Origin of the sequence: Streptomyces sp. TRM70350 (genome assembly GCF_019219825.1) — a bacterium.
In the GTDB taxonomy this organism is placed as follows: Bacteria; Actinomycetota; Actinomycetes; order Streptomycetales; family Streptomycetaceae; genus Streptomyces.
On record NZ_JAHUXH010000002.1, the window covers coordinates 498826 to 514821 of the forward strand.

Below are 15996 nucleotides of genomic sequence, written 5' to 3' on the forward strand. Positions count from 1 at the left end.
GTACAACCCGCACCCGAAAACCGGCCGGAAAGCGGAGCGTTAAGGTGCGGTACATGAGCGAAGTGCTGCACGTGAAGGGCCGTATCCTCCTCGGCCCCGAAGACATCCGCGACGAGCTGTGGGTCGTCGACGGACGCATCTCGTACGACCGTCCCACCACGGCCCGAGACGTGCGCACGGTGCAGGGCTGGACCCTCCCCGGCCTGGTCGACGCCCACTGCCACGTCGGCCTCGACGCCCACGGCGCGGTGCCACGGGACGTGGCCGAGAAGCAGGCCCTCACCGACCGCGACGCCGGGACTCTCCTGATCCGCGACGCGGGCTCCCCCTCCGACACCCGCTGGATCGACGACCGCGACGACCTGCCGAAGATCATCCGCGCCGGTCGTCACATCGCCCGCACCCGCCGCTACATCCGCAACTACGCCCACGAGATCGAGCCCGAGGACCTGGTCGCCCACGTCGCCCGGGAGGCCCGGCGCGGCGACGGCTGGGTCAAGCTGGTCGGCGACTGGATCGACCGCGACCTCGGCGATCTCTCGGCCTGCTGGCCCAGGGACGCGGTCGAGGCCGCCATCGCCGAGGCCCACCGCCTGGGCGCCCGCGTGACCGCCCACTGCTTCGCCGAGGACTCCCTCCAGGACCTGGTCGAGGCGGGCATCGACTGCATCGAGCACGCGACGGGCCTGACGGAGGATCTGATTCCGTTGTTCGCGGACCGAGGCGTGGCGATCGTCCCCACCCTCGTCAACATCGCGACCTTCCCCAAGCTCGCCGACGGCGGCGAGTCCAGGTTCCCGCGCTGGGCGGACCACATGCGGCGACTGCACGAGCGCCGCTACGACACCGTCCGCAACGCCTACGACGCCGGGATCCAGGTCTACGTCGGCACGGACGCGGGCGGCTCCCTGGCGCACGGCCTGGCGGCGGCGGAGGTGGCGGAACTGGTCACCGCCGGGATCCCCCCGCTTCAGGCCCTGTCGGCGGCGACCTGGGCGGCCCGGGAGTGGCTCGGCCGCCCCGGCCTCGACGAGGGGGCACCGGCCGACCTCGTGGTGTACGGAACGGACCCACGGGCGGACGTACGGGCACTGGCGGCACCGCAGAGGGTGATGCTGAACGGGCGGATCGTCGGCTAGGGCCCTGTCGGCCGCCTTGAACACACGTACCGGGAAATCGAACTCGTTCAGAGAAACCCCACGAACGGGTGAAGTGACGCAGGATCGCTGTCCGTTCACTCTCAGTGCGTAATTCTTGCGGAGTCCCAAGCGTCACTCTTGTGAGGGGTCCCACCACCTTGAACAGCTACAACTTCCGTATGCCCGCACGCCGTCCGGTCGCCGTCGCGGTCGCCGCCGTCCTCGCCGCCGGTCCCGCGGTCCTGGCCGGGGCGGGCTCTGCGTACGCGACCGGCGACCAGGGGCGCGCGAGCGCGCTCGTGCTGCGCACCGGACTGGACGTCTCCCTGCTCAACAAGGCCGTCAACGTCCCGCTCGCCGTCACCCTCAACGAGGTGCAGGCCCCCGCGAGCGCCGAAAAGACGGCGCTCACCGCACAGTTGGACGGCGTCGACGGCGGTAAGCCGTTCAGCGTGCTGCGCGCGGACGTGGCGCAGGCGAAGGCGACCGCGACCGACGAGAAGGCGCAGGGCAGCGCGCGGCTGTCCAACGCCCGGCTGCACGTGCCCGGGCTGCCGCTGCTGTCGCTCATCGAGGTCGAGACCGTCACGTCGACCGCGACCTGCGCCGCGGGGGAGACTCCGGTCGCCGAATCGAACGTGGCCGGTGCCGTGACGGTGCTCGGCAAGAAGGTGACGCTCACCGCCGGGGGAACCACGAACGTGACGGTGCCGGGCGTGGGCGAGGTGCGCCTGGACCTGTCGAAGCGGGAGACGACCTCCCGCACGGCGGCCGCCACCGCCCTCGAACTGACCGTGTCCGTCAACCCGTTGAAGCTGAACGTGGCCGACGTGCAGGGCAGCGTGACCCTGGCGAAGGCGACCTGCGAGGCGCCCCCGGCACCCACCGCACCGCAGGGCGAGTCCGCCGCCCCGAGCACCGGCACGGGCACCGACCCCGTCTCCGACGTCAGGGCCCAGGGCGCCCCCGCACAGGACAACCTCGCGGAGACCGGCGGCAACGCGATGACGCCGTACCTCGCGGGCGGGGCTCTGGCGCTGCTCGTGGCCGGTGGGGGAGCGGTCGCCCTGGCCCGCCGCAACCGGAGCTGAAACCCCATCAGAGGAAGCGTTTTCACGCGGTGGCCCCTGCCGACGCCCGACGTTGACATGGGCCAACGTCCTTTCTCCGGCAGAACCGTTGACGACACTGTGAAAGCGCTTTAGTTTCCCTCACACCGCATCCGAGGCAGTGAGGGGGGGGAACCGTGGCCGTTGTCCGGCGAAAAGGTTTTCACGGCCGGGGTCTTCACGGCCGCAGCCGCACACTGTTCCTGCTCATGCTCCCCGGCCTCGCCTACTTCCTGCTGTTCCACTACGGCGCCCTGGTCGGCAACGTCATCGCGTTCAAGGAGTACGTCCCGTTCGACGGCCTGTGGGGCAGTCCCTGGACCGGACTGGCCAACTTCCAGCGCATGTTCGAGGACGGGGCGTTCTGGGCGTCCGTCCTCAACACCCTCTGGATCGCCGTCCTCCAGCTGGCCTTCTACTTCCCGGTGCCCCTCGCCCTCGCCCTGCTGCTGCACAGCCTCACCTGGAGTTCGGTACGCCGCTTCGTGCAGTCGGTGGCGTATCTGCCGCACTTCATCTCATGGGTGATCGTGGTGGCGCTGTTCCAGCAGGTCCTCGGCGACACCGGACTGCTCAACAGCACGCTGAGCGGCGCCGGCCTGCACACCGTCGACATCATCGGCAACCCCGACGCCTTCAAGCCGCTCGTCGTCGCCCAGGTCATCTGGAAGGACGCCGGGTGGGGCACGATCATCTTCCTCGCCGCGCTCTCCCAGGTCGACGAGCAGCAGTACGAGGCGGCCGCCATCGACGGCGCGGGCCCCTGGCGGCGCTTCTGGCACGTCACCCTGCCCGCCATCCGCCCCGTGATCGTGCTGCTGCTCATCATGCGGCTCGGCGACATCCTCTCCGTCGGCTTCGAGCAGATGCTGCTGCAACGCGACGCGGTCGGCCCCGAGGCCGCCGAGATCATCGACACCTTCGTCTACTACCAGGGCATCGTCGGCGGCGACTACGGATTCGCCGCCGCCGCGGGCCTGTTCAAGGGCGTCATCGGCGCCCTGCTCGTCTACGCCGCCAACAAGGTCGCCCACCGCCTCGGCGAACAGGGGGTCTACAAGTGACCGCATCCGCACGGCCGCGGTGGAGGGAGAAGCCCCGGCCGATCACCCAGGTGGGCAAGGTCCTCGCCCTCGCCACCGTCGTCCTGCTGGTGTGCGTGCCCTTCCTGGTGATCGTCTCGACCTCACTGGCCTCCACCGACGAGGTGGTGGAGAACGGCGGCTGGGTGCTCTGGCCGACCGAGCCGACGCTGGACGCCTACCGCGACATCCTCGACGGCGGCATCGTCACCCACGCCCTCGGGGTCAGCACCGGTGTCACCGTCGTCGGCACCCTGCTCAGCCTCGCCTGCACCGTCACCCTCGCCTACGCGCTGTCCCGCCCCGGTGTCCTCGGCGGCAAGCCCGTCCTGCTGCTCATCCTGTTCACGTTCCTCTTCCCGCCCGGCATGATCCCCAGCTTCCTGCTGGTCAAGGAGCTGGGCCTGCTCGACAGTTACGCCTCCCTCGTCCTGCCGGTCCTGGTGAACGTGTTCAACCTCGTCGTCCTGCGCGGCTTCTTCCAGGGCATCCCCGAGGAGCTGTACGAGGCCGCACGCCTGGACGGAGCGGGGGACTGGCGGGTGCTGTGGTCGGTCGTCCTGCCGCTGTCCAAGGCCGCGCTGGCCGTCGTAGGCCTGTTCTACGCGGTGTCGTACTGGAACTCCTGGTTCTACGCCTCGCTCTACCTGGAGAGCGACCACTGGCCCCTCCAGCAGGTGCTGCGCACCTACGTGGTGGCCGGGTCCGGACTCACCGACGCCACCACCGGCGAGGCCACCGTCACCGCGCCGCAGACCGTGCAGATGGCGGTGCTGGTGATCGCCACCGTGCCGATCCTGCTCGTCTATCCCTTCCTGCAGAAGTACTTCACCAAGGGCGTGCTCACCGGCGCCATCAAGAGCTGACACAAGCCGACACGAGGTGATCCACCCATGCCCCGCATGTCCCGACGAACCCTGCTGCGCTCCATGGCGGTGGGCGGTGCCGCCCTCTCCGCCCCCGGCCTGCTGACCGCCTGCTCCACGAGCTCCGGCGACAGCGACGTCTCCAACGCGGGCAAGAAGCTCGCCCCCTGGCCGACCCACAAGACCGTGACCGGACCCGAGCCGGACCTCGCGCCCACCGACGCAGGCGTCCAGGCCGGTTACACCACCTACCCCTCGGACCTGGTCAAGTCCGTGTCCCGCACCCCGGGCGACGGCTCCACCGTCAAGGTCATGTCGGTGTCCTTCGGCACGCCGCCCAAGCCCGCCTCCGCCAACCGGTTCTGGTCGGCCGTGGAGAAGGCCCTCGGCGTGAAGATCGAGTACACGATCGTGTCCCAGGCCGACTACCAGAAGAAGATGGCCACCGTGATGGCCGGCGACGCCGACACCCTCCCGGACATCATCAACCTCTTCGCCGGTTTCGTCCTGCCCCGCGAGGCGGAGTTCGTGCAGCGCCGCGCCGAGGACCTCACGCCGTACCTCTCCGGCGACGCGATCGCCGACTACCCCAACCTCGCCAACATCCCCACCCACGCCTGGCAGGACATGGGCCGCATCGGCGGACGCATCCACGGCATCCCGCTGGAACGCCCGCTGCCCGGCTCGACCTTGTGGATCAACCAGGGCATGTTCACCGACGCGGGAATGACGGAGGGCTGGACCGCGGACGACTTCGCCGCCGTCGCCCAGCGGGCGACCAGGGGGCGGACGTACGCGCTCGGCGCCGCCCAAGGCTCCCTGTTCGGCAACGCCGTGCACTCCGCCGCCCACAACGCGCCCCAGGAGTGGGCCGTCACCAAGGACGGCACCTTCCAGCCGGGCTGGGCCGACGAGCGCTACAAGGCGGCGATCGCCTTCCAGGCGCAGCTGCGCAAGAACGGCTCGTACCACCCCGACGCCACGTCCATCTCGCAGATCGACCTGACCACGCTCTACTACAACGGCACGGTCGGCTCGATGCAGGACGGCTTCGGCGCGTACCTGCCCAAGTACCGGGAGGCCCCCGACGGGATGACCCCGGCCGCCGCCCTCCCCTACAGCGTCGGCGGCGAGCCCGGCGGGATCGTCGCGGCCCGCCGCTCCTTCGGCTACACCGTGCTGAAGAAGGCGAAGAAGGAGCGCATCGAGCTGCTGCTGCGGATCCTCGACTACCTCGCCGCCCCGTTCGGCAGCGAGGAGTGGGAGCTCGTCCACTACGGCGTCGAGGGCACCCACTTCACCCGCGCGGCCGACGGCTCACCGAAGCCGACCAAGCTCGGCGAGGTGGAGAACAACACCAACCTGCCGCTGAAGTACCTCGCCGAGGGCCCCCAGGTGCTGTTCGTGCCGGGCATGCCCGACGCCGTACGGGCCCTGCACGCCTGGCAGGAGAAGGTCGTCCCGCGCGCCATCCGCAACGCCTCCTTCGGCCTGCAGTCCCGCACGAAGAACGCCCAGGGCACCACCCTCAAGGCCCTCCTCGACGACACCGTCACCGGCATCGTCGCGGGCCGCCTTGCGCTGTCCGAATGGGACGCGGCGGTGAAGCGCTGGCGGGCACGGGGCGGCGACAGAATGGCCGAGGAGTTCGCGCAGGACCACGCGGCCAACACGTGACGCTCCGCCGGCGGAACAGGAGACGTGGGGGATGGGGAACGGCATGAGGGGCAAGGGACGGGTCACGATCCGGGAGGTCGCGGAGCGGGCGGGCGTGTCGATGGCCACGGCGTCGCGTGCGCTCAGCGGCAGTCATCCGGTGCCCGCCGCGACCCGGGCCCGCGTGCTGCGTGCCGCGCGTGACCTCGACTACGTCGCGAACGCGCATGCGCGGGCACTGGTGGGTGGCGGCCGGAAGATGGCCGCGGTCGTGGTCCGCCAGGTCACCAGCCCGTTCTACGCCCAGGTCGCCGAGGGAGTGGAGGCGGAGGCCGCCGACCGGGGCTGGCTCTGCGTGGTCGGCGCGACCGGTGGGGACGCGCAGCGCGAGATGGAGTTCGTGCAGTTGATGCGGGAGGAGGGGGCGCGGCTGGTGATCCTGGTCGGCGGGGTGGTGGAGGACGACGCCTATCGCGAGCGGGTCGCGCACTACGCGCATGCGCTGGACTCCTCGGGGGCGCGGCTGGTGCTGTGCGGGCGGCCCGCGCCGGATCCCGACATCCCGGCGCTCGTCGTGGAGTTCGACAACGAGGCGGGGGCCCGGGCGGTCACCGGGCATCTGTTGTCCGCCGGTCATCGCAGGATCGCCTTTCTCGGGGGACTGCCCGGCAACACGGCGCTGGATGCCCGTGTGGCGGGGTATCGGGCCGCGCTGGCCGAGCATGGGCTGCCGCCGGAGTCGGCGTATGTCGTGGACTGTGGGCTGGGGCGGGCTGCGGGGTTGCGGGCGATGAGTGCACTACTGGAGAGGACGCGGGAGTTCACCGCGGTGTTCGCCGGGGACGACATGGTGGCGGCGGGGGTGTTGCGGGCTGTTGCGGAGGCGGGGCTCACGGTGCCGGACGACATCTCCGTGGTCGGCTACAACGACATTCCGCTGGCCGAGGACTTCAATCCGCCGTTGACGACTGTGCGGACTCCGGCGGAGGAGCTGGGGCGGGCTGCTGTGCGGATTGCTCTGCGGGATCCCGACAGTGCGGGTGGGCGTCGACATCTGCTCGGTACTCATATCGTCGTGCGCCGTAGTGTCTGTTCGCCGTCGCGGTCTTGCGGGTGATCGGTGGCTGGTCGCGCCCACGCGGCGGAGCCGCATATCGATACAGCCCGCGCCCCTGAGGGGGGCTTTCCATCGCCCCCGATTCACCAAGGACCCGCATGACCTCAGATGCCCACCTCTCGCCCGTCACCGGGTGGACCCGTGCCCACTGGGAGGCGATGGCCGACCGGTTGCTTGACGGGTTGCTGCCCTACGCCTCGCCCAAGTTCGCCCAGTACCGGCTGCCCGGGCCCGCCAGCCACTCCGGGGCCTGGTCCGACGCTCTGGAGGGGTACGCACGGTCCTTCCTGCTCGCCGCCTTCCGTATCGCGGGCTCGGGTGGGCGCATCGGGCCGGAGCTGGTCGAGCGGTACGCCGCCGGGCTCGCCGCCGGTACCGATCCGCACGGCGACGAGCGCTGGCCGCCCGTCACCGACCGCGCCCAGCCGATGGTCGAGGCCGCGTCCGTCGCCATCGCGCTGCACGAGTCCCGCCCCTGGCTGTGGGACCACCTCGACGACCGCGTACGCGAACAGGTCACCGACTGGCTCGGCGGATTCGTCGGTGCCCGTGCCAACGACTCCAACTGGCGCCTGTTCCAGGTCATCACCGAGGAGTTCCTCGCCTCGGTCGGCGCCCCGCACAGCCGCGCCGAGATCGACGCCGGGCTCGCGCGGCTGGACGACTGGTACCGGGGCGACGGCTGGTACACCGACGGGGACGGCCGGAAGTTCGACTACTACAACGCCTGGGCGCTGCACCTGTATCCGGTCCTGTGGGCGCGGATCGCCGGGCCACGGGCAGACGCCCCCCGCGTGGACAAGTACCGCTCGCGACTGCGTACCTTCCTCGCCGTCCACCAGCACTTCTTCGGGTCCGACGGCGCCCCCGTCCATCAGGGCCGCTCCCTGACCTACCGCTTCGCGACCACCGCCCCGCTGTGGGCGGGCGCCCTCGCCGACGCCACCCCGCTGCCACCCGGCCGCACCCGCCGCCTCGCCTCGGGTGCCCTGAAGCACTTCGCCGAGCGAGGTGTCCCCGACGAGCGAGGCCTGCTCACCCTCGGCTGGTACCGGCCCTTCCTCGGGGTGACCCAGCGCTACTCGGGCCCCGCCTCCCCCTACTGGGCGAGCAAGGCCTTCCTCGGTCTGCTCCTGCCCGCCGACCATCCGGTGTGGACGGCGCCCGAAGAGCCCGCCAGCGTGGATACCGCGGACGTCCGGCTTCCGCTGCCCGCCCCGGGCTGGCTGCTGCACTCCACCGCCGCCGACGGGATCGTACGGCTCGTCAACCACGGCAGCGACCGGCTCCCGCCGCCGCCCGCGACCGACGAGGACAGCCCCCACTACGCCAAGTTCGCCTACGCCAGCGCCGCCGCGCCCGAAACGCCCGGGCCGGGGCCCGACAACCACATCGCGCTGCTCGCCCCCGACGGCACCCCGTCTGCCCGCGGCCGTATCCACCCGCTCGGCGTCGAGGGCCGCCGCGCCGCCTCCTGGCACAGTGCGGGGCAGGGGCGGCGCATCGAGACGGTGAGTGTGGTGCACGGGCCGTTCGAGGTGCGGGTGCACAGGTTCGATCCGTGCGCCGACTCGCCGGTACGGGAGGGCGGCTGGGCGGTCGCCGACGATGCCGTGCCGCCCACCGCTCACACCGGCCCCCGCTGGGCGCTGGCCCGCCGTGCCGACGGGCTGACCAGCACGATCGTCGGCCTGCACGGCTGGGGCGATACCGACGGCAGGGTTGCCCATGCCGTCGGCACCAACGCCGTCGGCCACCACTCGGCGACGCCCTGCCTCCAACGGGACGCGGGCGCCCGCCTGCTGGTCACCCTGGTGGTGCTCAGCGCCGACCCGGACCTGGACCCCGTGACCGTGACCTCGGGCACGCGGGCGACCGTCGACGCCGACGGCACCGTGGAGATCCGCTTCCCGGACGGCACCCGCGAGCGGATCAGCGGTCCGCCGGTGTCACCGCCGTCTGCAGCGCCCGGAGGAACGAGTTGACCGCCGCCCGGTCCCGCACCGCCAGCCGCAGCCACTCCTCGTCCAGCCCGGGGAAGGTGTCCCCGCGCCGGACCGCGAACCCCAGCTCGCGCAGTCGCCCGCGGACGGCGGCGGCTCGGGGCAGCCGTACGAGGACGAAGGGGCCCTCGGCCGGTGCCACGACCCGCAGCCCGGCGATCCGCGACAGCCCGGCCACCAGATGGGCCCGGTCGGCGGCGACGCGGTGGGCGGCGTGGGCCGCCTCCGCCAGGGCCCGTGGCCCCACGCAGGCCTCGGCGGCGGCCAGCGCGGGTGTGGAGACCGGCCACAGCGGCTGAGCGCGTTCGAGGTCCGCGATCGTCTCCGGGGACGCGAGGACGTACCCGATGCGCAGCCCGGCCAGGCCCCACGTCTTCGTCAGGCTGCGCAGCACGACCAGCCCGGGGATGTCCGTCCGCCCCGCCAGCGCCTCCCGCTCGCCCGGCACCGCGTCCATGAACGCCTCGTCCACGACCAACGTCCGCCCGGGGCGGGCGAGCCGGGCGATGGCGGCGGCCGGGTGCAGTACCGAGGTCGGGTTGGTCGGGTTGCCGATCACCACCAGGTCGGCGTCCTCGGGAACGGCCGCCGGATCCAGCCGGAAGCCGTCCTCCTCGCGCAGCAGCACCCGGTCGACGGTGTGCCCCGCGTCCCGCAGCGCGGCCTCCGGCTCGGTGAACTGGGGGTGGACGACGACGGGTTGCCGTACCTTCAGCGCTCGCGCCAGCAGCACGAACGCCTCGGCTGCGCCCGCCGTCAGCAGCACCCGCTCCACGCCGACCCCGTGCCGGGCGGCCACCGCGGCCCGCGCGCGCCGCCCGTCCGGATACGCGGCGAGCCCGCCCAGCGAGTCCGCGATCACCTCCCGCAGCCAGGCCGGGGGCGTGTCCGCGCGGACGTTCACGGCGAGGTCGACCAGGGCCGCGCCGTCGTCGCGGACCTCGGCGTCGCCGTGATGCCGCAGGTCGTGCCCGTCAGTGGGCATGGGAGTGGGTGCCGTGGTGGTGATGGTGGTGCCCGTGCCCGTGCCCGTGGTGGTGGCCGTCGTCGTCGGGGTGGTAGTGCGGCTGCTGCGGCTGGCCCACCTTGTCCTCGAAGCCGGGCAGCGCGATGCGGTACACGCACGAGTCGCAGTTCATCCGCAGATCGCCCTGCACGGCCTCCTGGTACCGCTCCATCACCAGATCGAGCAGCTCCGGCTCCGGACCGATGACGTCCGCCGAGCGCACCTCGACCTCCGGATGCGCCGCCGCCCAGCCCTCGGTCTGCATCCGCACCCGGTCCGGCAGGATGCCGGTGAAGAGGAAGTAGGGCAGCACGACGACCCGGCGCGCCCCCAGCCGCACACACCGGTCCAGCCCGCTCGGCACGTCCGGCGCCGCCAGCGACACGAACGCCGTCTCCACTCCGGCGTACCCGCGCCCCTCCCACAGCAGCCGGGCCGCCTTGTGCACCTCGGCGTTGGCGTCGGGGTCGGTGGACCCACGTCCGACCAGCAGCACGGTCACATCGGAACGGTCCCCGGGCGTACGCCCCTCGGTGCCCAGCGCCTCGTCCAGCCGCCGCTCCAGCACGGACAGCAGCGCCGGATGCGGGCCCAGCGGACGGCCGTAGCGGTACGAGATCCCGGGGTGCCGTTCCTTCTCGCGGGCCAGCGCGGCCGGGATGTCGCCCTTGGCGTGCCCGGCGGACACCAGCATCAGCGGTACGGCGGCGAAGCGGCGCACGCCCCGCTCCACCAGCTCGGTGACGGCGTCGCCCAGCGGCGGCGGGGACAGCTCGATGAAGCCGCCCGCGACGGGCAGGTCGGGGTGGCGGCGCCCCAGCTCCCGTACGAAGTCGCGGAACGCCTCGGCTCCGGCGTCGTCCCGGGTGCCGTGGCCGGCGATGAGCAGGGCGGGCGGCGGGGTGGTCACGGTTTCTCCTCGTACGACGTGGGGTGGTACAGCAGGGCGTTGAGCGCGGCCGCGGCGACCGCCGAACCGCCCTTCTCGGACACGTTGCTCACGGCGGGCAGTCCGCTCTCCCGCAGGGCCGCCTTGGACTCGGCCGCACCGACGAAACCGACGGGCAGCCCGATCACCAACGCGGGGTCGGCGTCCAGGGTCAGCAGTTCCTCCAGCGCGGTCGGGGCACAGCCGATCACCCAGATCGCGCCGGGGCCGACGTCGTCGTACGCCAGCCGCACGGCGTGCGCCGAACGCGTCAGCCCCGGCCCGGACCGGGCGTCCTTCAGTCGGCAGACGGTGTCGCGCCGGGTGATCCCGGCGGCGACCATCTCGACGTCCACGACGACGGGGGCGCCGGAGTGCAGCGCCCGGTACGCCCCGCCCAGGTCTTCCTCGTCCATGACGAGGTCGGTCGCGTAGTCGAGGTCGGCGGCGGAGTGGATCACCCGCTCCACCACCGCCCGCGTGAGCGGCGGGAAGTGCGAGGTGTCCAGTCGGGCGCGCAGCCGCCGGAACGACTCCCGCTCGATCGGGTGGACCACACGGTTCACCGGGCCTCCTCCTGCTGCCAGCGGTAGCCGCGCGGTGTCACCATGCGTCCCGCGACCTCCCGGGTGGCCGTGTTGCCCACGGTCACGACGGTCATCATGTCGACCGTCGCCGGGTCGAGCGCGGCCAGGGTCGTCAGCCTGCTGGACTCGTCCGGCCGGGAGGCGTTCCGCACGACGCCGACGGGCGTCGTCGGCGCGCGGTGCTCGGCGAGGATCGCCAGCGCCTTGGGCAGCTGCCAGTCGCGGCCCCGGCTGCGCGGGTTGTAGAACGTCACGACGATGTCCGCCTCGGCCGCCGCCCGCACCCGCCGCTCGATGACCTCCCACGGCGTGTGCAGGTCGGACAGGCTGATCGACACGTGGTCGTGCCCGAGCGGCGCCCCGAGGATCGCACCGGCCGCGAGCGCGGCGGTGACCCCGGGGACGCCGACCACGTCGATGTCGTCGGAGGCCTCGGCCAGGGCCGGGGACGCCATGGCGTACACGCCCGCGTCGCCGCTGCCGATCAGCGCGACGGCGTGCCCCTTGCGCGCCTCCTCGACCGCCGTCCGCGCCCGCTCCTCCTCGGCGCCCAGCCCGGACTGACGGATCCGGGTGCCGGGGCGCAGCAGATCGCGGATCTGGACGACGTACTGGTCGAGCCCGACGAGCACCGATGCGCGGCGCAGCTCCGCCTTGGCACGCGGGGTGAGCAGATCGCGGGCGCCGGGCCCGAGGCCGACCACCGCGAGCCGGCCGCGCGCGGGGCGCCGTACGACCGCGCAGGTCGCCATCGCCGACTTCCGCTTGGGCACGAGGAGTTCACCACCGCCGATGAGCGCCGACGCCTCCGCGACGGACGGGGTGCCGACGGCGGCGAGGGGCGCGTCGGAGGGGTTGGGGACCTCCACCGCCGCCAACCGCTCGGCGGAGTGGGTCACCAGCGGCACGCCGAGGCGTTCGGCGGCGGCGACGATCCCGGGTTCCCCGGCCTTGGCGTCGACGGTGGCGAGTTCGGCGATGCTGCGAGGGGACAGGCCCGCCTCCCGCACGGTGCCCTCGATCAGCGCGAGCACCTCGCCGGCGGGGGCGCCCTTGGACGCGCCGACGCCCACGACGAGGGACGGCGGGCGCAGGACGACCTCGTGTGCCGCGGGCTCCACGGCACGGTCGGTGACGCGGATGGCGTACGAGCCGTCCGCCGCGACCGGCAGCGCGGGCAGCGGCCACGCCGACTCGGCGCGCAGGGCGACCGGTTCGCCGTCCAGCAGCGCCCGGGACACCGCGGCCACGTCACCCTCCACGGGCAGGCCCAGCGTGTCCAGGCCCGCCAGCCCGACGGAGTCCGTCGCCGTCGTCACCACCGGCTCGGCGCCCAGCAACTCGCCCACCTCCCGGGCGAGTTCGTTGGCGCCGCCGCCGTGCCCGCCCACGAGGGACACCGCGAACCGGCCCCCCTCGTCGACGCACACCACCCCGGGATCGGACGCCTTGTCGCCCAGCAGCGGAGCGACGAGCCGCACCACGGCCCCCGTGGCCAGAAAGCACACCAGCTGCTCGCACTCCCCGAACGCGGCCCGCACGGCGTCCCCCACGGGACCCCCGTACACCCGCGTCCGCTCCGGCCACGCCGCGGCCAGCCGGTCCCGCGCCGCCGCTCCCGCCGCCGTGGCGGAGATGAGGCCGATCACTGAGTGTCTCCTTCACTACCAGCCGGAGGCCGGACGCCCCACAGCAGAAAAACAGGGTTGGTGGCCGCCAGCCGGGTCACTTCCCCCGGCAGCGGCGCGAGCCGCGACGACTGCAACAGCACCCCGTCACACTCGAACCCGGCCCCCGCGAGCGCCTCACGCACGCCGGGCACCCGGTCCAGCGCGGCCAGGGCGACGACGACCGTCCGCCGTGCCCGCCGCGCGCACGCGGCGACGACGGCGGGCAGCTCACGCCCCCCGCCCCCGACGAACACCGCGTCGGGATCGTCCAGCCCGGCCAGCGCCTCGGGCGCCTCACCGTGCACCACCGTCACGTCGACGCCGTGCGCCCCGGCATTGGCCCGGATCCGCTCCACGCCGTCCGCCGCCTTCTCCACGGCGACGACCGCGGCGCCCAGCCGCGCGCACTCGACGGCCACCGACCCGGACCCCGCCCCGACATCCCAGACCAGGTCACCGAGGCGCGGTCCGAGCCGGGCCAGGGCCAGCGCGCGGACCTCGAACTTGGTGATCATCGAGTCCCGGTGCGTGAACGCGCCCTCGTCCAGCGCCCACCCGGCGGGCCCCTCGGCAGGGCCCGCGACGGTCCGCACGGCACCGAGCGCCCGCCGCTCGTCCAGGCACAGCACGACACTCACCGCCGCTTCCCAGTCCCGGGCCGACGCCTCGGCGGGCGTCACCCGCTCCACCCGTTCCCGCGCCGGATCACCCAGCGCGGAGGCCACCACGAGAACGCGCTCACTGCCCGCCAGCGCCGCCCCCAGCTCCGCCGGACCGGACCCCGGCCCGGTCAGCACGGCGACCTTCGGCCGCGCCCGGCACACGTTCACCGCCGTCCGCAGCTCACGCCCGTGCGCGCTGACCACCACCGCGTCGTCCCAGGGCAGCCCGACACGCGCGAACGCGGCGGCCACGGACGAGACACCCGCCCGGACGTCCAGCCGCCGCGCCCCGAACCGCTCGGCGAGCGCCCGCACGATCCCGAAGAACCCGGGGTCCCCCGATGCCAGCACCACGACCGGCCGGTCCTTCTCGACGTACTCCGCGATGGCGTCCAGGGCGGGCGCCAGCGGCCCGAGCACGATCCGCTCGGCCGCCCGAGGCAGCCGCACCGCCTCCAGATGGCGCCGCCCGCCGACGACGAGTTCCGCGCCGGCGGCCACATCGTCCGGCAACGGCGCCCCCGCCCCCGTACCGACGACCCTGATCATGTGCTCGCACCCCGCTCACGCAGGGCCCGGCGGGCCACGGGGTCGGCCTTGCGGTAGCCGTGGAAGTGCCCGGGGTGGTAGAGGTGCGAGCGGGTGCCGTGGGCGTCGAGGGCCGGGCCGACCAGGAAGAGGGTGTGCTTCCAGAGCCTGTGCTCCTTCACCGTCTCCTCCAGCGTCCCGATCGTGCACTTCACGACCAGCTCCTCCGGCCAGGTCGCCTGGTACGCGACGACGACCGGCGTCGTGGTCGGATAGCCGCCCTCCAGCAGCTCCCGCACCAACTGCCCACTGCGGGCCGCCGACAGGAAGACCGCCATGGTGGTGCCGTGCCGGGCGAACTCGCGCACCTCCTCACCGGGCGGCATCGGCGTCTTGCCGCCGCCGAGCCGGGTGAGCACGACCGACTGCGCGACCTCCGGGATCGTCAGCTCGCGCCGGGCGAGGGCGGCGACGGCGGAGAACGAGGAGACGCCGGGCACGACCTCGGTGGCGATGCCGATCTCGGCACACCGGTCGAGCTGCTCCTGCGTGCCGCCCCACAGCGCCGGGTCGCCGGAGTGGATGCGGGCGACCTTCAGCCCATCGGCGTGGGCCCTTCGGTACACGGCGACGACGTCCTCCAGCGACATCGTCGCCGAGTCGAGGATCTCGGCGCCCTCGCGGGCGTGTTCGAGGACCTCCGCCTGGACCAGGCTCGCCGCCCAGATCACGACGTCGGCCTCGGCGATGGCGCGCGCGGCACGGAACGTCAGCAGATCGGCGGCGCCGGGGCCGGCACCGACGAAGGTCACCTTGCCGGTGGGGGCTTCGGCCATGGATTCGGATCCTCTCGTACGGATGTCAACGCGCGTGCGGCCGGATGTGCACGACCGCGCTCTGATCGGATAGCAAGGGCACATGGCGGTCTACGTCGCGCTGGGCGCGTTCCTGATGACGCTCGCGGGTGGCTGGACGGCACAGCGCGTGACGGACCGCCGTCACCTCGTGCTGGGCCTGGCCGGCGGCCTGATGCTGGGCGTGGTCGGCCTGGACCTGCTGCCGGAGGCGCTGGACGCGGCGGGCGCGGAGGTGTTCGGCGTACCCGCGGCCCTGCTGCTGTTCGTGACCGGTTTCCTCTTCGCCCATCTGGCGGGACGTCTGCCGGCCGCGCACGGCGGCGACGAGCACCACCGCACGCCCGAGGTGGGCCTGACCGCCGCCGGTGCGATGGTCGTGCACAGCGCCATGGACGGCGTGGCGATCGGCGCCGCGTTCCAGATCGGCGAGGGCATGGGCGTGGCGGTCGCGCTGGCCGTCGTCGCCCATGACTTCGCGGACGGCTTCAACACCTTCACGATCACGACCCTGTACGGCAATGCCCGCCGCCGGGCGATCGCGATGCTGTGGGCGGGCGCGGTGGCCCCGGTCGTCGGCGCGGCGAGCACCCTGCTGCTCAGCATCCCGGAGCCGGTACTCGGCGGCTACCTCGGCCTGTTCGGCGGAGCGCTGCTCTACCTGGCCGCCGCCGAGATCCTCCCCGAGGCCCACCACAAGCACCCCGCCGGGCCGACGCTGCTGTGCACGATCGGGGGAGCGGCGTTCATGTGGCTGGTGGTGGGCGTCGCCGAGTGATCGCCCGGGCG

Annotated in this window: 14 protein-coding genes; 8 read left to right on the forward strand and 6 right to left on the reverse strand. The window is 73.1% G+C overall.

Features of this window, described 5'->3' with window-relative positions; translation table 11 throughout:
• Positions 1–53 precede the first annotated feature (53 nt).
• The 7 genes from KWI83_RS05585 (at position 54) to KWI83_RS05615 (ending at position 8954) form a co-directional block, all read left to right on the forward strand.
• Complete coding sequence (locus KWI83_RS05585) at positions 54–1139, forward strand: amidohydrolase family protein (RefSeq protein ID WP_218513135.1); 1086 nt, start codon at positions 54–56, stop codon at positions 1137–1139.
• A 158-nt stretch (positions 1140–1297) separates the two neighbouring features.
• On the forward strand, positions 1298–2230 hold the full coding sequence (locus KWI83_RS05590) for an SCO1860 family LAETG-anchored protein (RefSeq protein WP_218513136.1): 933 nt from the start codon (positions 1298–1300) through the stop codon (positions 2228–2230).
• Positions 2231–2457: 227 nt separating this feature from the next.
• Positions 2458–3312, forward strand: coding sequence for a sugar ABC transporter permease (locus KWI83_RS05595; RefSeq protein WP_218513137.1), 855 nt, complete (start codon positions 2458–2460; stop codon positions 3310–3312).
• Entirely contained in the window at positions 3309–4196 is an 888-nt protein-coding gene (locus KWI83_RS05600; protein WP_218513138.1) for a carbohydrate ABC transporter permease, read from the forward strand. Before KWI83_RS05595 ends, KWI83_RS05600 begins: the two co-directional genes overlap by 4 nt.
• A gap of 27 nt (positions 4197–4223) precedes the next feature.
• Entirely contained in the window at positions 4224–5873 is a 1650-nt protein-coding gene (locus tag KWI83_RS05605; protein WP_218513139.1) for an extracellular solute-binding protein, read from the forward strand.
• A 43-nt stretch (positions 5874–5916) separates the two neighbouring features.
• A complete protein-coding gene (locus tag KWI83_RS05610) occupies positions 5917–6969 on the forward strand; it encodes a LacI family DNA-binding transcriptional regulator (protein ID WP_218513140.1) in 1053 nt (350 codons plus the stop codon).
• 98 nt (positions 6970–7067) lie between these two features.
• Positions 7068–8954, forward strand: coding sequence for a DUF2264 domain-containing protein (locus KWI83_RS05615; RefSeq protein ID WP_218513141.1), 1887 nt, complete (start codon positions 7068–7070; stop codon positions 8952–8954).
• Here KWI83_RS05615 and cobC read toward each other — a convergent pair.
• The 6 genes from cobC to cobM are packed head-to-tail and all read right to left on the reverse strand — an operon-like array spanning position 8902 to position 15189.
• Positions 8902–9957 carry an Rv2231c family pyridoxal phosphate-dependent protein CobC gene (gene cobC / locus KWI83_RS05620; protein WP_218513142.1) on the reverse strand — a complete coding sequence of 352 codons (1056 nt, stop codon included), beginning with the start codon at positions 9955–9957 and terminating at the stop codon, positions 8902–8904. The genes KWI83_RS05615 and cobC overlap by 53 nt on opposite strands.
• On the reverse strand, positions 9947–10888 hold the full coding sequence (locus KWI83_RS05625; RefSeq protein WP_218513143.1) for a sirohydrochlorin chelatase: 942 nt from the start codon (positions 10886–10888) through the stop codon (positions 9947–9949). Before KWI83_RS05625 ends, cobC begins: the two co-directional genes overlap by 11 nt.
• Positions 10885–11472, reverse strand: a complete 588-nt coding sequence (locus KWI83_RS05630) for a precorrin-8X methylmutase (protein ID WP_218513144.1) — start codon at positions 11470–11472, stop codon at positions 10885–10887. Before KWI83_RS05630 ends, KWI83_RS05625 begins: the two co-directional genes overlap by 4 nt.
• Positions 11469–13142 carry a precorrin-3B C(17)-methyltransferase gene (cobJ, locus tag KWI83_RS05635; protein ID WP_218513145.1) on the reverse strand — a complete coding sequence of 558 codons (1674 nt, stop codon included), beginning with the start codon at positions 13140–13142 and terminating at the stop codon, positions 11469–11471. The genes KWI83_RS05630 and cobJ overlap by 4 nt, the downstream gene beginning before the upstream one ends.
• Positions 13139–14374 (reverse strand): precorrin-6y C5,15-methyltransferase (decarboxylating) subunit CbiE, encoded by a 1236-nt coding sequence (gene cbiE, locus KWI83_RS05640; RefSeq protein WP_218513146.1) that lies wholly within the window; start codon positions 14372–14374, stop codon positions 13139–13141. Before cbiE ends, cobJ begins: the two co-directional genes overlap by 4 nt.
• Complete coding sequence (gene cobM / locus KWI83_RS05645) at positions 14371–15189, reverse strand: precorrin-4 C(11)-methyltransferase (RefSeq protein WP_218513147.1); 819 nt, start codon at positions 15187–15189, stop codon at positions 14371–14373. Before cobM ends, cbiE begins: the two co-directional genes overlap by 4 nt.
• Positions 15190–15271: 82 nt before the next feature.
• On the opposite strand from cobM, the gene KWI83_RS05650 reads away from it, so the two are divergent.
• Positions 15272–15985: a ZIP family metal transporter gene (locus KWI83_RS05650; RefSeq protein ID WP_218513148.1), complete on the forward strand. Its 714-nt coding sequence runs from the start codon at positions 15272–15274 to the stop codon at positions 15983–15985.
• The last annotated feature ends 11 nt before the right edge of the window (positions 15986–15996 follow it).